This is a genomic window from Pseudomonas sp. AK181, from assembly GCF_051122975.1.
GTDB classification, from domain to species: domain Bacteria; phylum Pseudomonadota; class Gammaproteobacteria; order Pseudomonadales; family Pseudomonadaceae; genus Aquipseudomonas; species Aquipseudomonas lactis.
This window is the reverse complement of the sequence record NZ_CP146348.1, coordinates 4,476,951-4,497,538: the sequence shown is the minus strand read 5'-3', so window position 1 is coordinate 4,497,538 and position 20,588 is coordinate 4,476,951. Positions and strand designations below refer to the sequence as shown.

Genomic DNA, 20,588 nt, shown 5'->3' with positions numbered 1-20,588 from the left:
CCAGGTTCTAGGGCATGAAAACGCCTCCACGTACAAGGCAAGGGGGAAAGGATTGCAAAGTATGTTTGCGGCTGGTTATAGTCGTCGCGTCTTTATCCCTTCAAAAAGATCAGCACATGCCAGCTTCCCAGTGCATAGCGGTAGTCGATTCAGCGGTCAACGCTGTGGTCGTGCCGTGCCGTGGCAAGCAGCCTGCGCAGATCAGTCACTACCCCCCACCTGTCAGTAGCACGCCGGTGTACGCAGTCGTATCACCGCCGGGTGTTGGCATTTCGGGCTGATCAGCAATCCGCTGTTGCCCCGTGCCTGCCTGAAAAAAACTACTGAAATTCAGTTTCTACTGAGTCGGCTTTTTGGCCTGATAACAGGTGGTAACCATGTCTGTGCTTTCGAAACAATCCGTGGCCGCGGCGGCCTCGACGAGCGTGTTTGTCCTGCTGTGGAGCAGCGGGGCAATCTTCTCCAAGTTGGGCCTGGCCCATGCTTCACCCTTTGCCTTTCTGTTGATCCGGTTTGCCATCGCCCTGATGGGGTTGGTAGTGCTGGTACCGATCCTCAAGTTGAAGCTGCCACGTCCCGGCAAGCCCCTGCTGTATGCGGCGGCGACCGGCCTGGTATTGCTGGGGGCCTATCAGATTTTCTATCTGCTGGCCTTGGACCTCAACGTCACCCCCGGGGTGATGGCGACCATCATGGGCGTGCAGCCGATCCTCACTGTGGTGCTGATGGAGCGTCAACGCTCCTGGCGCCGGCTGTTCGGCCTGGGGTTGGGGTTGGCGGGCCTGATCATGGTGGTGTACCAGGGCATCGGGCTGGCGGGCATGTCCCTGGCGGGGATGCTGTTCGGGCTGCTGGCGCTGGCGAGCATGACGTTTGGCTCGATCATGCAAAAGCGCATCACTGACAACCCCTTGGGCACGCTGCCACTGCAATACCTGGCCGGGTTGCTGCTGTGCGCGGTGTTCGTGCCGTTCCAGCCGTTCCATTTTGAACACAGTGCGCGCTTTTACCTGCCGGTGCTGTGGATGGGGCTGGTGGTGTCCGTGCTGGCGACGCTGTTGCTGTACCGCCTGATCGCCCGGGGCAACCTGGTGAATGTCACCAGCTTGTTTTATCTGGTGCCAGCGGTGACGGCGGTGATGGACTACCTGATCTTCGGCAATCGCCTGGCCCTGCTGAGCGTGCTGGGGATGACGTTGATCATCGTCGGCTTGGTGTTTGTATTCCGTAAGCATTGAAACCCACCCCTGTAGGAGCGAGCTTGCTCGCGAAGAACGTCAACGATAACGAGGGCATCCTGAATGAACAGGGTGCTCTCGGGTTTTTCGCGAGCAAGCTCGCTCCTACAGTTACTTGGACCGGCGCAGCACCAACCACAACGCCCCGGCGATCAACACCCCGCCATACAGATGAGCCATGGACAATGGCTCATCCAACAGCAACGCCCCCCACAACACGCCGAACGGCGGAATCATAAAGGTCACGGTCATCGATTTGACCGGGCCAATGGATGACAACAGGCGGAAATACAGGATGTAGGCAAACGCCGTACACACCAGCCCCAATCCCAGCAGCGACGACCACACCTGCCAGCCGCCCCAGCTCGCCGGTGGATGGCTGATGGCGCTGTAGGCAAAGAACGGCAACAGAAACAACGTCGCCCCCAACATGCTGCCCAAGGCCGAGAGACGGCTGTCCAACCCGCCGCGCTGGTCCAGCCAACGCCGCGCCAGGAAACCAGCAAAGCCATAGCAGGTGGTTGCCAGCAGGCACGCCAGGGCGCCCATCAATAATTCCAGATCAAAGGCCACCGGCCCCGCACGTGTGAGCACGGCAACGCCAAACAGCCCCAAGGCGACACCCGCGATTTTCGACGGCGTCAGGCGTTCGCTGAAAAACAATCCGCCAATCAGCACGCCCATCAGTGGTGTGGTGGCGTTGAAAATCGCCGAATAACCCGCCGGCAGTACCTGCGCCGCCACCGAGTACATAGTCGCGGGAATCCCCGAGTTGATCACCCCCAGCAGCAGGACCGTCTTGAACTTGCCCTGGAAATCCCAGCTCACGCGCAGCATCGCCAGGATCACCAATAAACCCGCGGCGGCAATCGACACGCGGAAGAACGCGGTGGGCACCGTGCCGATTTCCGGCGCGATCATGCGCATGAACAGGAAACTCGCGCCCCAAATGGCAGCCAGCCCCAGCAGATACAGGGTGTCAACAGGTCTCACGGAAAACTCCTACGCCAATCGGGCGCAGAAGTGTTGCCCAGCGGGCAGGTCGGCACAATGGCTAATTGCAGTCCGTTCACCGCCGTGCAAAATCATTCTTCTCCTGCACTGGTTCACTGGCTAAGCTCTGGGCTTCCAGATACCCGTTCGAGGTTTCCCGCATGTCGCAGTCCGCCCTCGCTATCGCCCGGATGATCCTCGACGGTTTCGACGATTACCGTGAGCACTTCCGCCAGATCACCGACGGTGCCCGTGAGCGTTTCGAGAAGGCCCAGTGGCAGCAGGGGCAGGCCGCGTCGGCGGCGCGCATCAACCTCTATGAGGAGAAAGTCGCTGAGGTGACGACCCGCCTGCGCGCCAGTTTTGACCCTGCGGCGTTGCAGGACATCGGCCAGTGGCCCTTGGTAAAAAGCGCCTATATCGGCTTGATCGACCTGCGCTTTGACGATGAGTTGTCCGAGACCTGGTACAACTCGATCTTCTGCGGCCTGTTCAGCCATGACCTGATCAGCGACGGCTGCATGTTCATCCACACCACTCGGCCTAGCCTGCGCCGGGCTCGGGCGGCGCAAACCCGCATCTATACGCCGGCCGGTAAAATTTCGGACATGCTCGCGCAGGTGTTCTCTGACTACAGCTTCAGTGAGCCCTACGCCGACCTGCCCGCCGACCTGCGCCGCCTCGAAGCCCAGTTGCGGGAAAACCTGCCGGATTGGGTGTGCAAGGACCCAGACCTCAAGGTCGAGTTGTTTTCCTCGGTGCTCTACCGCAACAAAGGCGCCTACCTCGTGGGGCGCATTTACACCCGCGACGAACAATGGCCGCTGGTGATCCCGCTGCTGCACCGCGAAGGGCGTGGCATCCAGATCGACGCGTTGATCACCGACGAAGCCGACGTGTCGATCATCTTCTCGTTCACCCGCTCCTACTTCATGGTCGATGTACCGGTGCCCGCCGAGTTCATCGGCTTTCTCAAGCGCATCCTGCCGGGCAAGCACATTGCCGAGCTGTACACCTCCATCGGTTTCTACAAGCACGGCAAATCCGAGTTCTACCGCGCGCTGATCAACCACCTGGCCACCACCGATGACCAGTTCATCATGGCCCCCGGTGTGCGCGGCATGGTCATGAGCGTGTTCACGCTGCCGGGTTTCAATACGGTGTTCAAGATCATCAAGGACCGCTTCTCGCCGTCGAAAAACGTCAACCGCGCCACGGTGATTGAAAAGTACCGCCTGGTGAAAAGCGTCGACCGGGTAGGGCGCATGGCCGATACCCAGGAGTTCGCCGACTTCCGCTTCCCCTTGAGCAAGTTCGAGCCCGAGTGCCTGGCCGAGCTGCTGGAAGTCGCCGCCGGTACTGTCGAAGTGGAGGGCGATACCGTGCTTATCCGCCACTGCTGGACCGAGCGACGCATGACCCCGCTCAACCTCTACCTCGACAACGCCAACCCCGCCCAGGTGCGCGAAGCCCTGGAGGATTACGGCCTGGCGATCAAGCAACTGGCGGCGGCGAATATCTTCCCCGGCGACATGCTGCTGAAAAACTTTGGCGTCACCCGCCACGGCCGCGTGGTGTTCTACGACTACGACGAAATCTGCTTTCTCACCGAGGCCAGCTTCCGCCATATCCCCGCGCCGCGCACCCCCGAGGATGAAATGGCCTCCGAGCCTTGGTACTCCATCGGCCCGCTGGACGTGTTCCCCGAAGAGTTCCCGCCGTTCCTGTTTGCCGACGCCGGGCAACGCCGGTTGTTCGATGAACTGCATGGCGAGTTGTACAACGCTGACTACTGGAAGGGCCTGCAGGACGCGATTCGGGCCGGCAAGGTGATCGACGTATTCCCCTACCGCCGAAAAGACCCCCTGTAACGCATTCCCCCCCTTGTGGGAGCGGGCTTGCTCGCGAATGCGGTGGTTCAGTTGATCCATCTGTGACTGACACACCGCATTCGCGAGCAAGCCCGCTCCCACATTCTGGTTCGGTTTACTCCCGTTGAAGCTCAACCGTCTGCCAGCTCGGCTGCTTTTCTGCCACACTTGCCGGCCGTGCATAAATAGATGACCGTCGAAATAGCTGATGACAGACCAAGCACCCACCCTCGACCAACTGCTCAAAACCCTCGATCACGCCATGCTCGCCGACCGCCACCGCTTGCGGCGCCAGTTGCTTGAGCTGCGCAAGAAGCCCGACGAGGACAAAATGGCGCAGTGGGTGGCGCGCATGCAGGCATCCTGCGCGCAGGTTACGGCGCGGCGCGCCAGCTTGCCGGTGATTCGCTACGACGACAGCCTGCCGATTGCCGCCAAGCGCGATGAGATCAAAGACGCGCTGAACAAGCACCAGGTGCTGATCATCGCCGGTGAGACCGGCTCGGGTAAAACCACGCAGTTGCCGAAAATCTGCCTGGAAATCGGCCGCGGCCAGTTCGGCCTGATCGGCCATACCCAGCCGCGTCGAATCGCAGCGCGCAGTGTCGCCAGCCGCGTCGCTGAAGAACTGGCCACGCCACTGGGCGCTCTGGTCGGTTATCAAGTGCGCTTTGAAGACCAGAGCAATGCCAACACCCTGATCAAACTGATGACCGACGGCATCCTGCTGGCCGAAACCCAGAACGACCGTTACCTGGAACGCTACGACACGATCATCGTCGACGAAGCCCACGAACGCAGTCTGAACATCGACTTCCTGCTCGGCTACCTCAAGACCCTGTTGCCGCGTCGTCCCGACCTGAAGGTCATCATCACCTCGGCCACCATCGACCTGGAGCGCTTTTCCAAGCATTTTGACGATGCGCCGATTGTCGAGGTGTCGGGCCGCACCTTCCCGGTGGATACCTGGTACCGCCCACTCACCCTGGAACAGGACGAGGAGGGCAACCGCGTCGAGGACGACCTGACCGTTGACCAGGCGATCCTCGCTACCCTCGATGAAATCGCCGCTTATGAACGCAGCGAGCGGCGCAGCCCTGGCGACGTGTTGGTGTTTTTACCCGGCGAGCGCGAGATTCGTGACGCGGCCGACATGCTGCGCAAGGCCCAGCTCAAGCACACCGAGATTTTGCCGTTGTACGCACGGTTGTCGCCGGCCGAGCAGCAGCGCATTTTCCAGTCCCATCCGGGCCGGCGCGTGGTACTGGCGACCAACGTCGCGGAAACCTCGCTGACCGTGCCGGGCATTCGTTACGTGATCGACAGCGGCACGGCGCGCATCAGCCGCTACAGCTACCGCGCCAAGGTGCAGCGTTTGCCCATCGAGGCGATTTCCCAGGCCAGCGCCAACCAGCGTAAAGGCCGTTGCGGCCGGGTTGAGCCGGGCATTTGCGTGCGCTTGTACAGCGAAGAAGATTTTATCGGGCGCCCGGAATTTACCGACCCGGAGATCCTGCGCACCAACCTCGCTGCCGTGATCCTGCAGATGCTGCACCTGCGCCTGGGCGAGATCACCGATTTCCCGTTTATCGAACCGCCGGATGGCAAGGCCATCAGCGACGGTTTCAACCTGCTGCAAGAACTCTCGGCGGTAGACCGCAACAGCCAGCTCACGCCGTTGGGCCGCCAGCTTGCCCGCTTGCCGGTGGACCCGCGCATGGGCCGCATGTTGCTGGAAGCGGCCAAGCTGGGCAGTTTGCAGGAAGTGTTGATCGTCGCCAGCGCCATGTCGATCCAGGACCCGCGCGAGCGGCCGCCAGAGCGTCAACAAGCGGCCGACCAGGCCCACGCACAGTGGAAAGACCCGGATTCGGACTTCGCCGGGTTGGTCAACCTGTGGCGCGGTTTCGAGGAGCAGCGCCAGGAACTGACCGCCAGCCCGTTGCGCAACTGGTGCCGCAAAAACTTCCTCAACTACTTGCGCCTGCGCGAGTGGCGCGACTCCCATCGCCAATTGAGCCTGATCTGCCGCGACATGCAGCTGAGCCTCAACAAAGAGCCCGCCGATTATCCGAAGCTGCATAAAGCCGTGTTGTCCGGCCTGCTTAGCCAGATCGGCCAGAAGACCGAAGACGGCGACTACCTCGGGGCGCGGCAGCGACGCTTCTGGATTCACCCGTCTTCGGGCATCGGCAAGAAGCGCCCGCAATGGCTGATGACCGCCGAGCTGGTGGAAACCACCAAGCTCTATGCACGCATGGTGGCGAAAATCGACGCGGATTGGATCGAACCGCTGGCCGGGCACTTGATCAAGAAAAACCACTTCGAACCCCATTGGGAGAAGAAGCGCGGCCAGGTGGTGGCGTTTGAGCAGATCACTCTGTTCGGGCTGATCGTGGTCGGGCGCCGGCCGGTGCATTACGGGCCGATTGACCCGGTGGTGTCCCGTGAGTTGTTTATTCGTGAAGGCCTGGTGCGCGGCGAGATTCAGTCCCGGGCCAAATGCCTGACGGCCAACCAGAAACTGCTGGAGCAACTCGACGAGCTGGAAGCCAAGGCTCGCCGTCGCGACATCCTGGCCGACGAAGAAACCCTCTACGCCTTCTATGATGCACGCCTGCCCGCAGAGATTCACCAGACCGCCACCTTTGACAGTTGGTACAAGGTCAACAGCCAGAAAGACCCGCAACTGCTGATCATGCGCGAAGAAGACGTACTGGCCCGCGAGGCCAGTGAAGTCACCGCCGCGCATTACCCGGACACCTTGCACCTGGGCGACCTCGCCCTGGCCCTGAGTTACCACTTCGAACCCAACCACCCTCGCGATGGCGTGACCCTGCGGGTACCGGCGCCGTTGTTGCCAGCGTTGCCAGCCGAGCGCCTGGAGTGGCTGGTGCCGGGCTTGATCGAGGCCAAGTGCATCGCCCTGGTGCGCAACTTGCCCAAGGCGCTGCGCAAAAACTTTGTGCCGGTGCCGGACTTCGTCAAGGCCGCGCTGCAACGCATCGAATTCGGCCAGGGCTCGCTGCCCCAGGCGCTGGGGCGCGAATTACTGCGCATGACCGGTGCGCGGGTCAGCGATGAGGCGTGGGCCGAGGCGGCGCAACAGGTGGAAAACCACCTGAAGATGAACCTGGAAGTGGTCGACGGCCAGGGCAAGTTCCTTGGCGAAGGCCGCGACCTGGCCGAGCTCACCGCACGGTTCGCGCAAGCCAGCCAGGCTGCCTTGGCCGTACCGCAAACCGCGAAAAGCCAGCAGCCGGTGGAGGCCAAGGTGTTTGCGGCGGTGGCGGAAAAAACCCAGCAGAACATCGCTGGCTTGTCGATGACGGTGTACCCGGCCCTGGTGGAAGAGAACGGCACGGTCAAGGAGGGGCGTTTCTCTACCGCTGCCGAAGCCGAGTTTCAACACCGTCGCGCCTTGCAGCGCCTGCTGATGCAGCAATTGGCGGAACCGGCGAAATTCCTGCGTGGCAAATTGCCGGGCTTGACCGAGCTGGGCCTGATGTACCGTGAACTGGGGCGTATCGACGCGCTGGTGGAAGACATCCTGTTGGCCAGCCTCGATACCTGTGTACTTGAAGGCGAAGATAGCCTGCCACGCGACGGCGCTGGCCTGGCAGCCTTGGCTGAACGCAAGCGCGGCAGTTGGACTGAGCACGCCGAACGCTTGGCGCGCCTGACCCTGGAAGTGCTGAAGCTCTGGCACGGCCTGCAAAAACGCTTCAAGGGCAAGATCGACCTGGCCCAGGCCGTGGCCTTGAACGATATCAAGCAGCAACTGAGTAACCTGGTGTACCCAGGCTTTGTGCGGGAAACCCCGGCCCAGTGGTTCAAGGAGCTGCCGCGTTTTCTCAAGGCCATCGAACTGCGCCTGGAAAAACTGCCGAGCCAGGTGCAAAAGGACCGGGTGTGGAGCAGCGAACTGGGCGGTTTGTGGGCGCAGTACCAGAACCGCCTGAACAAACACACCCAGGAAGGCAAGCGCGACCCGCAGTTGGAGCTGTACCGCTGGTGGCTGGAGGAATACCGGGTGTCGCTGTTTGCCCAGCAGTTGGGCACCAAGGTACCGATTTCCGACAAGCGTTTGAGCAAGCAATGGAGCCAGGTGGAGCCCTGAACCCCAGTAGGAGCGAGCTTGCTCGCGAAAAACCTCAACGATAACGCGGGTATCCTGGATAAACGCGTTGCCTGTGGGTTCTTCGCGAGCAAGCTCGCTCCTACAGGCATCAGGGCAAGCCCCATCCCACAATGGGATGTTTGTTTGGCCTATAGCGCCAAATCCCCAGGGTTGTGGCAAACTTCGCGGTTACAAGAGTGAATAAAAGCATTGCCAGTTTGATGCCCGCTGGATGACATCAAACCACTTTAAGTTTGGTACGACGGTACCAATATCTTCTGCCTGACAGATTTAGAGGAACGACCGTGCATAACGTCGTCATCAGCGGCACTGGCCTGTACACCCCGGCCAACAGCATTTCCAACGAAGAGCTGGTGCAGTCTTTCAATGCCTACGTACAACAGTTCAATGCCGACAACGCCGCTGCTATCGAACGTGGCGATGTGCAGGCGCTGACTGAGTCGAGCGCGGCATTCATCGAAAAAGCATCCGGCATCAAGAGCCGTTTTGTGATGGACAAGGACGGCATCCTCGATCCGCAGCGCATGGCTCCGCGCCTGCCCGAGCGCAGCAACGACGAATGGTCGGTGCTTTGCCAGATGGCCATCGGTGCCGCCGAACAAGCCTTGCAGCGCGCCGGCAAGACCGCCGCCGACATCGACGGCGTGATCGTCGCCTGCTCCAACCTGCAACGCGCCTACCCGGCGATCGCCATCGAAGTCCAGGAAGCCTTGGGTATCCAGGGTTTCGGTTTCGACATGAACGTGGCGTGTTCCTCGGCCACCTTCGGCATTCAGAACGCGGCCAACAGCATCCAGTTGGGCCAGGCCCGGGCGATCCTGATGGTCAACCCGGAAGTCTGCACCGGCCACCTGAACTTCCGTGACCGTGACAGCCACTTCATCTTCGGCGATGCCGCCACGGCGGTGATCCTGGAGCGTGCTGACCTGGCGACATCCGAGCATCAGTTCGACGTGGTGAGCACCAAGCTGCTGACCAAGTTCTCCAACAACATCCGTAACAACTTCGGCTTCCTCAACCGCACGGCGGAAGAGGGCATCGGCGCCCCCGACAAGCTATTCGTGCAGGAAGGCCGCAAGGTATTCCGTGATGTCTGCCCGATGGTGGCCGAATTGATCGGCGAGCACTTGGCAGAAAACCAGTTGAGTGTCACCGATGTGAAGCGTTTTTGGCTGCACCAGGCCAACCTGAGCATGAACCACCTGATCGTGAAGAAGCTGCTGGGGCGCGACGCGTCGGTGGAAGAAGCGCCGGTGATCCTCGATACTTACGCCAATACCAGCTCGGCCGGCTCGGTGATTGCGTTCCACACTTATCAAGATGACCTGCCCAAGGGCGCGGTTGCGGTGCTCAGCTCCTTTGGCGCCGGGTATTCGATTGGCAGTGTGATCCTGCGCAAACGCTGAGTGTGTGGCCGGACACGGTCAACTGTGGGAGCTGGCTTGCCTGCGAAAGCATCGGCTCGGTGTGCCTGATTCACCGAGTTGTCTGGATCGCAGGCAAGCCAGCTCCCACATTGACCGTATTTCCACGGCAAGATTGAGGTAAACGATGGCAGCAGCGGACGACACGCACCTGCTTCAACGCCTGCTCAAGGGTGAGCAGCGGGCTTATAAGGATTTGGTCAACACCTACCAGAGTGCAATGCGGGCAGTGGCCTATGCCATCGTCGGCCAGCGCCACGCCGACGAAGTCGTGCAAGACGCCTGGCTTTCCGTGGTGCGCAACCTGGCCAAGTTCGAAGGGCGATCCAGCCTCAAGACGTGGTTATTGACCATTACTGCCAACTCCGCAAAGAGTCGTTACAAACAAAATCGTCGGGAAGTGCTGCTCGACGATTTGCCCTCACCCCACGGCACTATCGGTGATGACCGCTTCAGCCCGGATGATGGTCATTGGGCTGTCGCCCCGTATGCCTGGCACCAGGACACCCCGGAAGCGCTGCTGACCGAAGATGAATTGCGCCAATGCCTGGAGCATACGATTCTGAGTTTGTCCGAATTACAAAGCAGCGTGCTGGTGTTGCGTGAACGCCAAGGCCTGGAGCTGGAAGAGATCTGTAATCTTCTCACCCTTTCACTCTCCAACGTCCGTGTGCTGTTGCATCGAGCACGGCTTAAAGTCTTCGCCACGGTGGAGCATTTTGAGGAAACGGGCGAATGTTGACCTGTAAAGAGCAAGTAGCGCGTTCCAGTGACTATCTCGATGGGCAATTGACCTTTCGGGAGCGTCTGATGGTGCGTCATCACTTGATGTTTTGCCCGAACTGCCGGCGCTTTATCCGTCAGATGCGCCTGATGCAGGCGACGCTCAAGCGTATGCCGCAGGAGCCGGTGGAGGGTGTGGATGCGCTGGCCGAACAACTGGCCGCCGAACGGCATAAAGACATGTAGGAGCGAGCTTGCTCGCGAAGAGCCCACAGGCAACGCGATTATCCAGGATACCCGCGTTATCGTTGACGTTCTTCGCGAGCAAGCTCGCTCCTACATGTTAAACGTTAGAACTTGGCTTCAGCATCCAGCTGCAAGGTGTTGGTGTCGGCATCCCGCTGGGTCCGGCTGGCAAAGTCAGCCTTGGTCAGGAAGTAGGTGGCGCCGATGGCGAAGTTCTTGTCGATGTCGTAGCTGACTTTCATCTTGTGACCGCGCGAGCCGGTGGTGCCGTTGGCGAAGTCCGAATCGGTGAAGGCGCCTACGACGGCATTACGTTGAACGTCGCGGTAGTTGTAGTCCAGGTTCAAACCGAACACCTTGGACTTGGCACCCAGCAACCAGGCGGTGTCCTGGTCGGTCACCGCATCGTTGTTTTTCACGTACTGGCCGTAGAACGACAGCGGCACAGCCAGGCCGCCGATGTCTGCTTGTGCAAAGCCTTCGTACAAGCGGAATTCGTTGTTGGCCGAGTTGCCGTTGACCGCCAATGCGCAAGGTGTGGTGGTGGTTGTGCAGCGGCTGTCTTCGTCATTCTTGTAGGCGTAGATGCTGCCGCCCAAGGTCATTTTCAGGTTGTCGGTGACCGAGAAACGCGTACCCAACTGGCCGGACGTCAGGCGCAGGTCATGGCGAAATTGCACGCCGTCACCGTCTACGTTGTCCTTGAGGTTGTAGTTGCCGAGGCTACCGAACAGCTCAGCGCTGCTACCCAGTGGGTATTTGTAGGTGACGGCCAGGCCTTCGGGGTTGATGTCGCTATCCCAGATCACGTCGCCCATGTTCACCCACGGTTGCAGCATCTTGCCGCCGATCACGTGCAGGTTCTTGATCTGGTCCGGGTGGTAGTCGATGTAGCCGAGGTCCAGCCAGATCGACTTCTTATCGAAGTAGCCATCCTGGTCCTGGTTGGTGGAACGCGCATCGTCGCCGCCGCCGGTGGCGATACGGATACCGGTGTCCACTTGCGGGTTGATTTCGGTGTAGGCACCCAGGCGTGCACGGATACGTTGACGGTCCTTGTCACGCCCACCGTTGTTGGGCTCGCCGTCGATCTTGATGGTTTCCTGACGGAAGCGCACATCACCCTTGAACTGGGTCTTGGCTGCCCAAGCCAATTTCTGGTCGAAGCTGCTCAGCTCGTTGGTTTTTTTCGCAGTGGCCGCGATCTGCTCGTTGGTCTCTTGTTGAGCCTGGCGGGCGATCTGTTGTTCTTTCTGATCCCTGGCCAGTTCCATTTGCAGTTCGGTGTACTGCGCTGCGGTGATCTGGCCGTTGGCCTTGAGCATGTCGAGCAATTTAGCGTCGACTGCAGCGCTGGCCGGAACGCTCAGTGCCAGCAACAGGCCGCCACACAGGACCGCCGCAGTTTTAGTGGAAGCAAGACGCATATCAATCTCCGAAAGTGAGGAGGGAGGGCAACACCCTCCAGGACACAACCGACCCATGACGGACGGAAAAATGTCGCCCGGTAGACCCGGGCGCTCTAAAAACTGGCGTCAGTATCGCGACCGTTTATGACGGAGTAGTGGCTAAGTGATTTCATCTAGATGACAAATCGTTACGCGACGGAACTAAGGGTTTTGACGTCTGTCCGCGTGTTTTCTGGGTGTGTGCGCGGCTGTGATCAGCGATACTCGCCAGGTTTTCATGCCAAGAAACAATGAGGATGCCGATGCCGCTGCAACGCCTGGACAGCCTGTCCGATATCGCTGCGCACACGTGGGATGCCCTGATGCCACAGGCCCAGCCGTTCATGCAGCATGGGTTTCTGAGTGCGCTGGAAGACAGCGCCAGCGTCGGCCCGCATTCGGGCTGGCAGACGGAGCACTTGCTGCACTGGGAAGGCGACCGGCTGATGGCGGCATTGCCGGGTTATCGCAAATGGCATTCGTATGGCGAGTACGTGTTCGATCACGGCTGGGCCGACGCCTGCGAGCGCGCCGGCATCGACTATTACCCTAAGTTGCTGACAGCCGTGCCGTTCAGCCCGGTCGGTGGGCCGCGCGTGTTGGCTGCCAGTGCCGCAGACGCTTTTGAGTTGCTCAATAGCCTGCCGGGGTATCTGGAGATCGAAGGCCTGTCGAGCGCCCATATCAACTTTACCGATGCCCTCGCCGATGAAGCCATGGCCCAACACCCCGGCTGGTTGCAACGCCTGGGTTGTCAGTTTCATTGGCAGAACCGAGGCTACCGCGACTTCCAGGATTTCCTCGACGCCCTGAGTTCACGCAAGCGCAAACAGATGCGCAAAGAGCGCGAACAAGTGGCGGGGCAGGGTATCGAGTTCGAGTGGTTGCAAGGCCACGAACTAAGCGAAGCCCAATGGGATTTTGTCTACGCCTGTTACGCCAACACCTACGCGGTGCGCCGGCAATCGCCCTACCTGACCCGTGCGTTTTTCAGCCTGCTGGCTGAGCGCATGCCCGCAGCCATCCGCGTAGTCTTGGCCAAACAAGGCACGCGCCCGGTGGCCATGGCCTTCAGCCTGCTCGGTGGCGACAGCTTCTATGGCCGCTACTGGGGCTGCCTGGCGGAATTCGACCGCCTGCATTTCGAAACCTGCTTCTACCAAGGCATGGACTACGCCATCGCCCACGGCCTGCAACGCTTCGATGCCGGTGCCCAGGGGGAGCACAAATTGATTCGCGGATTTGAACCGGTGATTACGCGCTCATGGCACTATTTGCGCCACCCGGGGTTGAAGAACGCTGTGGAGGATTTTCTTGAGCGAGAACGCGTTGGGGTTCTGGCGTATGCCGAAGAGGCGAGGGCGGCCCTACCTTATCGGCAGGTCTGAACCATCGGTCTGGCAACCGTGCTGACTAACAATAAAATCGCTAATCTGTATGTACAAACGTACACACAGGATGTGCCATGCATTTTGAGTGGGATGAATCTAAGAACAAAGCCAATATTTCTAAGCACGGCATCGACTTTAACGACGTCCCAGATATTTTTCGGCATCCAATGCTGGCCTTACGCGATGATCGGGCAGATTATGGCGAAGAGCGTTGGATCAGTATTGGCTGGATCAAATTGTTAATGGGTGTGGTCGTATATACCGAGCGGTGTGGTGATGTGATCCGTATCATCTCTGCGCGAAAAGCAACCAAGAAGGAGGCCAAATACTATGACGCAAACATCGAAAACTGATTGGGAGCGCCTGGCCAACATGAATGATAAAGAAATCGACACCAGCGATATTCCTGAGCTGGACGCCGAATTTTTCCGACGCGCCGAGTTACGTGTTCCTGTGAAGCAGGCGGTGACCATTCGACTGGATGCCGATGTTCTGGAGTGGTTCAAAGGTCAAGGCACCGGATATCAGACACGTATTAATCAATTGTTGCGTCAGTACATGCAAGCCCACCAGGGTTGAAGCGCATTCAATAGAGGTCAAGCCGTAAAACACCTTGTAGGAGCGAGCTTGCTCGCGAAGAACGTACAGACGACGCGGGTTTACAGCTGTAAGCACTGCGTCATCGTTGGCGTTTTTCGCGAGCAAGCTCGCTCCTACAGGGATTGGGTCAAGCTGTTTTCTCTGCACCTAACCATCGGTAGGTGATGCCGCCGATCACCGCGCCGAGGATCGGCGCGAGCCAGAACAGCCACAACTGCTGCAGCGCCCAGCCGCCGACAATCAACGCAGGCCCTGTGCTGCGGGCCGGGTTGACTGAGGTGTTGGTCACCGGGATGGAGATCAGGTGGATCAGCGTCAATCCCAGGCCAATGGCGATGGGCGCGAAGCCTGCCGGGGCTCGACGGTCGGTGGCGCCAAGGATGATCAGCACGAACATCGCTGTCATCACCAGCTCACAGACAAAGCCTGCCGCCATGGAATAACCACCGGGTGAATGCTCGCCATAGCCATTGCTTGCCAGCCCGGAGGCCAGTTCGAACCCAGGCTTGCCGCTGGCGATGAAGTACAGCAGTGCGGCGGCGATGGCGCCTCCGATCACTTGCGACACGACGTAGGCCGGCAACTCCCTGGCCGGGAATCTGCCCCCGACCACCAGCCCCACCGAGACGGCCGGGTTTAGGTGGCAGCCGCTGATATGCCCGATGGCAAACGCCATGGTCAGTACCGTGAGCCCGAAAGCCAGTGACACACCGAGCAGGCCGATGCCCACGTTGGGGAACGCTGCGGCCAACACTGCACTCCCGCAGCCGCCCAACACCAGCCAAAACGTACCCAGTCCTTCCGTTACGGAACGTTTGAACAGTGACATGAACACTTCCTTAGATTGCTCTATCTGATTAACGGTCTGTGTGGCTTCCCTGCCGCCTTAAATCAGGGCCCTCCTGGGGCCTGATTGCAGTACAGCAGGATTGTGCCGCAAGACCAGCCAGATAGAGAAAGCTGTCAGAATTGTTCGGAATTGAGCGGGGCTTTACCCAACAAAATCAGTCTATACCGACAAACCCTCCGGTTTGATGCTGCCATAACCGCGAATAAAGCCCGCCGTATGCCAGCAACTCGGAATGGCTGCCGCTTTCGGCGATCTGGCCTTTTTCCAGCACCACCAGGCGGTCCATGCGTGCGATGGTCGACAAGCGGTGTGCAATCGCAATCACCGTCTTGCCCTGCATTAAGGTTTCCAGGCTCTCCTGGATCGCCGCTTCCACTTCCGAGTCCAGCGCAGAGGTGGCTTCGTCCATGATCAGGATCGGCGCGTCCTTGAGCAGCACGCGAGCGATAGCGATACGCTGACGTTGCCCGCCGGAGAGTTTCACCCCGCGTTCACCCACGTGGGCATCCAGCCCGGTGCGGCCCTCGGAGTCCGACAGCAGCGGGATGAACTCATCGGCGCGGGCCTTGTGCACCGCCGCCCAGAGTTCTTCGTCAGTCGCGTCGGGCTTGCCATACAACAGGTTGTCGCGGATCGAGCGGTGCAGCAACGAGGTGTCTTGGGTGATCATGCCGATCTGTGCGCGCAGGCTTTCCTGGGCGACCTCGGCGATGTCCTGGCCGTCGATGAGGATGCGCCCGCCCTGCAGGTCGTAAAGGCGCAGCAGCAGGTTGACCAGCGTCGATTTGCCCGCGCCGGATGGGCCGATCAAACCGATCTTTTCCCCGGCCTTGATCTCAAGGTTGAGGCCGCCAATGATTCCGCTCGTCTTGCCGTAGTGGAAGTCCACCTGCTCAAAGCGCACCTGGCCGTGGGGCACCGTCAGGCGCGGGGCGTTTTCACGGTCGACCACGGCCAGTGGCTGGGCGATGGTCTTCAGGCCGTCCTGCACGATGCCGATGTTTTCGAAGATGCCGTTGACCACCCACATGATCCAGCCGGACATGTTGACGATGCGGATCACCAGGCCGGTGGCGAGGGCAATCGCGCCCACGGAAATCAGCGATTGTGTCCACAGCCACAGGGCCAGGCCAGTGGTGGTGACGATCAGCAGGCCGTTCAAAATACAGATCACGGTGTCCATGCTGGTGAGCACGCGGGCGGCCAGTTGGGTTTTTTCGGTCTGCTCGATGATCGCTTGCTTGGCGTATTCCTGTTCATTTTGGGTATGGGCGAACAGCTTCAAGGTGGTGATGTTGGTATAGCCGTCGACAATTCGGCCCATCAACTTGGAGCGCGCCTCCGAGGAGACCACCGAGCGTTCTTTCACACGAGGTACGAAGTAACGCAGGGCCAGGCTGTAGCAAACGATCCAGGTGATCAGCGGAATCATCAGCCGCCAGTCGGCCTCGGCAAACAACACCAGGGCACTGATGGCGTAGATCGACACGTGCCAGATAGCCTCCGCGGTCGCCACCGCCGAGTCACGCAAAGAGTTGCCGGTTTGCATGATCCGCTGGGCGATGCGCCCGGCGAAATCGTTCTGGAAGAAATTCAGGCTCTGCTTGAGCACGTAGCTGTGGTTCTGCCAGCGGATCAGGCTGGTCATCCCAGGGTTGATGGTCTGGTGCACCAGCAAGTCATGCAGGCCGTTGAAGAGCGGGCGCAACAACAGGGCGACCACGGCCATCCAGATCAGCTCGGCGCTGTGGATCTGGAAGAAGTTCGCCGGTGGCGTGCCCTGGGCCAGGTCGATGATGCGGCTCAAGTAGCTGAACAACGCCACTTCGATCAGGGCGCCGACCAGTCCCACTACCAAGAGCGCGGCGAAGCACGGCCACACCTGGCGCAGGTAATAGAGATAGAAGGGCAGGACTTTTTCGGGAGGTGCCGCGCTGGGGGCGTCGCGGAAAATATCGATCAGCTGTTCAAAACGACGATAGAGCATTAGGTTTGACGCCCGCCGGGCGGGCTCTCCTTTCAAAGGTGCGCGGTGCCGTGTGGGCACCGCGCAAAGCTGCCTGCAGACCTCAGTCGATGCGCTTGGCCGACTTGATGATCACAGGATCGATAGGCACGTTCTGCATGCCTTGCTTGGTGGTGGTCTGGGAGTTGACGATGATGTCGACCACGTCCATGCCCTTGACCACTTTGGCGAACACGGCATAACCGGCATCGCGGCCCGGGTCGAGGAAGGCATTGTCAGCCACGTTGATGAAGAATTGGCTGGTGGCCGAATCCGGGTTCGAAGTGCGAGCCATCGACAGCGTGCCACGCACGTTATGCAGGCCATTGCTGGCTTCGTTCTTGATCGGGGCTTCAGTCGGCTTTTGCGACATCTGCTGGGTGAACCCGCCGCCCTGGACCATGAAGCCCGGGATCACGCGGTGAAAGATCGTGTTGGTGTAAAAGCCTTTGTCGACATAGGCCAGGAAGTTCTTGGTGCTGATCGGCGCCTTGACCGGGTCCAGTTCGATTTCAATCTGGCCGTTGGTGGTGTCGAGCAACACGTGTGGCGCCTTGGCCGGCTCAGCCGCCATCAGGTTGGCAGCGAACAAGGCGGAACCGGCAAAGAAGGCGATTTTTTTCAGCATGGGTCAGTGATCCTGGGTAGTGGTTTCGACGGTCTTTAGAAAATCGAGCAAGGTCGCGTTAAAGACCTCGGGTTGGTCCAAGGGCGTGGCATGGCGGGAATCTTCGATGACCACCAGTCGCGCATCGGGCAGCAGTTTTACATAGATTTCTTTCTGCGCCACGGGGGTGTAGTCATGGTCGGCGCTGATGACCAGGGTTGGACAGGCAATTCTCGACAGTTGTTCCTGCACGCCCCAGCCCACAATGGCGTCGAAGCTGGCGAGATACGCACGTTTGTCGTTTCTTGCCCAGCGCTCGGCCATCTTGCGGCGCAGGTCGGCCTGCTCAGGTTTGGGGAACAGCCGATCGCCCAAGGCCTTGCCGATGGTGCCCAGGCTGAGCACGCGGGCCAGGGTCCAGCGTTTGGCCCACTGCCAATAGTCATCGGCGCTGCGCACCTTGACCTCAGGCGCGCTGTTGACGATGCACAGGCTCTTGACCCGTAGGGGTTCATCCACCGCCAGTTGGAAGGCGATCATGCCGCCCATGGATAAACCCACCACGTGGGCCGCAGGCAGGTTGAGGTGCTCGATCAGCGCGACCAGGTCGAAGGTAAACCCCTTGATGCTGTAGCGCTCACGGGGTTTGTCCGAGCGACCATGGCCGCGCACGTCAACCACGATCAGGCGGTAGTGCCGGGCGAGTACCGGCACTTGCAGTTCCCAATCCTGGCTGCTGGAGCCCAGGCCGTGGATCAGGATCAGCGGGTTGCCATGGCCATACTCTTCGTAATGCAGGCTGCAGCCTTCATGGTCGAACCAGGCCATGGATGAACTCCGTTTCAGGCTTGTTGGGGGGCGGCAAAGGGCGCGTCCAGGGGAGCGGTGTCAAAGGTGCGCAGCAATTCCACGAGGATCTGCGTGGCGGGCCCCAGGGGTTTGTCTTTGTTGGAGTACAGGTAAAACGTCGGGTTGCGACTGCCGCCTTTTTCCAGGGGCAACTGCTTGAGCACGCCTTCCTTGAGTTCGCGCTCGATCATGTGCCGGGGCAGCCAGGCAAAGCCCAGGCCGCTGCCGACGAAGGTGGCCGCAGTAGCCAGGCTGCCAACGGTCCAGCGCTGTTCGGCGCCGAGCCAGCCGACGTCGCGCGGTTGCTGGCGGCCTGAGTCACGGATCACCACCTGCATCTGGCTCTCCAGGTCGTGGAAACTCAGCTCACGGTTGAGGCGATGCAGCGAGTGATCGGGGTGGGCCACGGCGACAAACTCCACATCGCTCATTTCCGTGCCCAGGTAGCCCGGGATAATAAACCCGCAAATGGCCAGGTCCGCCATGCCGTCGAGCAGCAACTCTTCGACGCCGGACAGCACTTCCTCGCGCAGGCGCACCCGGCAGCCACGGCTTTGCGGCATAAAGGCAGTTAACGCGCGAACCAGACGTGCGCTGGGGTAAGCGGCATCCACCACCAGGCGCACTTCGGCTTCCCAGCCCTGTTCCATATGGTGGGCGAGGTCTTCCAACTGGCTGGCGTTTTTCACCAACTGGCGAGATCGGCGCAGCAGCACCTCACCGGCCTCGGTCAGCACCGCCTTGCGTCCATCAATGCGCAGCAAGGGGACACCGAGTTGGTCCTGCATGCGCGCCACGGTGTAGCTCACCGAAGATTGCGAACGGTGCAGCGCTTCGGCGGCCTGGGCGAAGCCACCATGGTCGACCACGGCTTGCAAGGTGCGCCATTGATCGAGGGTAACGCGGGGCGCTTTCAAGATGAGCTCCTCTTGTCCTAAGCTGGCGGTCCTTATTGGAGACTGCCGAATGAGAAAATTGTGTTGTGTGTTGCTGGCGCTGCTGCCGATGAGCGCGTTTGCCTATCCTATCGACGTGACGAAAAAGATCGATGGCGTCAGCATTGATTACACCGCGTCCGACGTGGACGCAGACATCAGTTCCATCCAGCTAAGCAACTACGGCACCCAGGATGCTGTGTGTTCGGTAATCTTCACCAACGGCCCGGAATCGCCACGCCGCCGCACCGTGACCGTGCCAGCCGGCAAAAGCACCAACACCACGGTCAAGTTCAACCGCGCCATCATCAAGATGCGTATTACCCTGGACTGCGCGCCAAAATAAAGCAGCAGCGGAGCATGCCCACAGGAATACTCCGCATATAAACAAATTTCTAGATGGGTTGTAGCAGTTTTTTGCGCTTTTTTATCGAATGGGCCCTGGTTAACCTTCTCTCCATCGACTTACAGCAATTACCGATGGAGCCTACGAAGCCATGTCCAATGTTCTGATCATCGAAAGCAGTGCGCGCCAGCAGGATTCGATTTCCCGCCAGCTCACCCAACAGTTCATCAGCCAATGGCAAGTCGCCCATCCGGCAGACACCATCACCGTGCGCGACGTTGCGCTCAATCCGGTCCCCCACCTGGATGCCAACCTGCTGGGCGGCTGGATGAAGCCGGCGGAGCAGCGCAACGACGACGAACAGGTGTCCCTGGACCGCTCCAACGAGTTGACTGACGAACTGCTGGCCGCCGACGTGTTGGTGATGGCCGCGCCGATGTACAACTTCGCCGTTCCCAGCACCCTCAAAGCCTGGCTGGATCACGTGTTGCGGGCCGGTGTGACCTTCAAGTACACCGCCACTGGGCCCCAGGGCTTGTTGACCGGCAAGCGCGCTATCGTGCTCACCGCACGCGGTGGTATTCACACCGGTGCTACCTCGGATCATCAGGAACCGTACCTGCGCCAGGTCATGGCATTTATCGGCATTCATGACGTCACCTTCATTCACGCCGAAGGCGTCAACCTGGGCGGCGACTTCCAGGAGAAGGGCGTCAATCACGCCAAGGCACTGCTGGCCCAGGTGGCCTAAGCGTTAATCGTCAGATAATCCCGTGCTGCTTATATAGCCCCACGCAAACCCTTCAAGTACGCGTATCGAACCTCCCTTTGCACTTTTTGCTCCTGAGTGCTCCTGCCCGACTGCCGCTTTAGCGAGGTCGGGTTTTTTTTGCGCCGAGTTTCTTCAAACCCCAAAAAGCT

The 20,588-nt window shown here is 59.9% G+C and carries 18 protein-coding genes; 11 read left to right on the top strand and 7 right to left on the bottom strand.

The genetic code is table 11. From position 1 onward, the window contains the following. Window positions 1-377 precede the first annotated feature (377 nt). Window positions 378-1,238 carry a DMT family transporter gene (locus tag V8689_RS20505; protein WP_056786624.1) on the top strand — a complete coding sequence of 287 codons (861 nt, stop codon included), beginning with the start codon at window positions 378-380 and terminating at the stop codon, window positions 1,236-1,238. A 111-nt stretch (window positions 1,239-1,349) separates the two neighbouring features. Here V8689_RS20505 and V8689_RS20500 read toward each other — a convergent pair whose 3' ends face one another. Continuing rightward, window positions 1,350-2,231: a DMT family transporter gene (locus tag V8689_RS20500; RefSeq protein ID WP_056786620.1), complete on the bottom strand. Its 882-nt coding sequence runs from the start codon at window positions 2,229-2,231 to the stop codon at window positions 1,350-1,352. Window positions 2,232-2,392: 161 nt separating this feature from the next. On the opposite strand from V8689_RS20500, the gene aceK reads away from it, so the two are divergent. From aceK to V8689_RS20475, 5 genes are all read left to right on the top strand, one after another. Continuing rightward, window positions 2,393-4,102, top strand: coding sequence for a bifunctional isocitrate dehydrogenase kinase/phosphatase (gene aceK / locus V8689_RS20495; protein ID WP_056786617.1), 1,710 nt, complete (start codon window positions 2,393-2,395; stop codon window positions 4,100-4,102). Between the two features lie 208 nt (window positions 4,103-4,310). After that, entirely contained in the window at window positions 4,311-8,222 is a 3,912-nt protein-coding gene (hrpA, locus tag V8689_RS20490) for an ATP-dependent RNA helicase HrpA (protein WP_056786615.1), read from the top strand. 305 nt (window positions 8,223-8,527) lie between these two features. Further along, window positions 8,528-9,649, top strand: coding sequence for a beta-ketoacyl-ACP synthase III (locus V8689_RS20485; RefSeq protein ID WP_003193141.1), 1,122 nt, complete (start codon window positions 8,528-8,530; stop codon window positions 9,647-9,649). A 145-nt stretch (window positions 9,650-9,794) separates the two neighbouring features. Then, entirely contained in the window at window positions 9,795-10,409 is a 615-nt protein-coding gene (locus V8689_RS20480) for an RNA polymerase sigma factor (RefSeq protein WP_056786613.1), read from the top strand. Continuing rightward, on the top strand, window positions 10,403-10,636 hold the full coding sequence (locus V8689_RS20475) for an anti-sigma factor family protein (RefSeq protein ID WP_056786605.1): 234 nt from the start codon (window positions 10,403-10,405) through the stop codon (window positions 10,634-10,636). The genes V8689_RS20480 and V8689_RS20475 overlap by 7 nt, the downstream gene beginning before the upstream one ends. Window positions 10,637-10,740: 104 nt before the next feature. On the opposite strand, the gene V8689_RS20470 is transcribed toward V8689_RS20475, so the two are convergent. Next, the gene (locus V8689_RS20470; RefSeq protein WP_003193136.1) at window positions 10,741-12,063 is read right to left on the bottom strand and encodes a putative porin; all 1,323 of its coding nucleotides are present in this window, start codon (window positions 12,061-12,063) and stop codon (window positions 10,741-10,743) included. A gap of 284 nt (window positions 12,064-12,347) precedes the next feature. On the opposite strand from V8689_RS20470, the gene V8689_RS20465 reads away from it, so the two are divergent. The 3 genes from V8689_RS20465 to V8689_RS20455 all read left to right on the top strand — a co-directional run bounded on the left by V8689_RS20465 (window position 12,348) and on the right by V8689_RS20455 (window position 14,054). Then, a complete protein-coding gene (locus tag V8689_RS20465; RefSeq protein ID WP_003193134.1) occupies window positions 12,348-13,472 on the top strand; it encodes a GNAT family N-acetyltransferase in 1,125 nt (374 codons plus the stop codon). A gap of 77 nt (window positions 13,473-13,549) precedes the next feature. Then, window positions 13,550-13,828 (top strand): BrnT family toxin, encoded by a 279-nt coding sequence (locus tag V8689_RS20460; protein WP_003193132.1) that lies wholly within the window; start codon window positions 13,550-13,552, stop codon window positions 13,826-13,828. Continuing rightward, the gene (locus V8689_RS20455) at window positions 13,806-14,054 is read left to right on the top strand and encodes a BrnA antitoxin family protein (RefSeq protein ID WP_032895852.1); all 249 of its coding nucleotides are present in this window, start codon (window positions 13,806-13,808) and stop codon (window positions 14,052-14,054) included. Before V8689_RS20460 ends, V8689_RS20455 begins: the two co-directional genes overlap by 23 nt. Window positions 14,055-14,202: 148 nt before the next feature. Here V8689_RS20455 and aqpZ read toward each other — a convergent pair whose 3' ends face one another. From aqpZ to V8689_RS20430, 5 genes are all read right to left on the bottom strand, one after another. Next, window positions 14,203-14,904, bottom strand: a complete 702-nt coding sequence (aqpZ, locus tag V8689_RS20450; protein ID WP_032895853.1) for an aquaporin Z — start codon at window positions 14,902-14,904, stop codon at window positions 14,203-14,205. Between the two features lie 175 nt (window positions 14,905-15,079). Continuing rightward, complete coding sequence (locus V8689_RS20445) at window positions 15,080-16,912, bottom strand: ABC transporter ATP-binding protein (RefSeq protein ID WP_056786602.1); 1,833 nt, start codon at window positions 16,910-16,912, stop codon at window positions 15,080-15,082. Window positions 16,913-16,994: 82 nt separating this feature from the next. Then, window positions 16,995-17,558 (bottom strand): peptidylprolyl isomerase A, encoded by a 564-nt coding sequence (locus V8689_RS20440; RefSeq protein WP_017527526.1) that lies wholly within the window; start codon window positions 17,556-17,558, stop codon window positions 16,995-16,997. Between the two features lie 3 nt (window positions 17,559-17,561). Beyond that, window positions 17,562-18,365: an alpha/beta fold hydrolase gene (locus V8689_RS20435; protein WP_056786598.1), complete on the bottom strand. Its 804-nt coding sequence runs from the start codon at window positions 18,363-18,365 to the stop codon at window positions 17,562-17,564. Between the two features lie 14 nt (window positions 18,366-18,379). After that, the gene (locus tag V8689_RS20430) at window positions 18,380-19,303 is read right to left on the bottom strand and encodes a LysR family transcriptional regulator (RefSeq protein ID WP_003193120.1); all 924 of its coding nucleotides are present in this window, start codon (window positions 19,301-19,303) and stop codon (window positions 18,380-18,382) included. A 49-nt stretch (window positions 19,304-19,352) separates the two neighbouring features. Between V8689_RS20430 and V8689_RS20425 the strand changes: the two genes are divergently transcribed. Together V8689_RS20425 and V8689_RS20420 are read left to right on the top strand one after the other, a co-directional pair. After that, a complete protein-coding gene (locus tag V8689_RS20425; protein WP_056786596.1) occupies window positions 19,353-19,667 on the top strand; it encodes a hypothetical protein in 315 nt (104 codons plus the stop codon). A gap of 151 nt (window positions 19,668-19,818) precedes the next feature. After that, entirely contained in the window at window positions 19,819-20,418 is a 600-nt protein-coding gene (locus tag V8689_RS20420) for an FMN-dependent NADH-azoreductase (RefSeq protein WP_056786594.1), read from the top strand. Window positions 20,419-20,588: the final 170 nt, after the last annotated feature.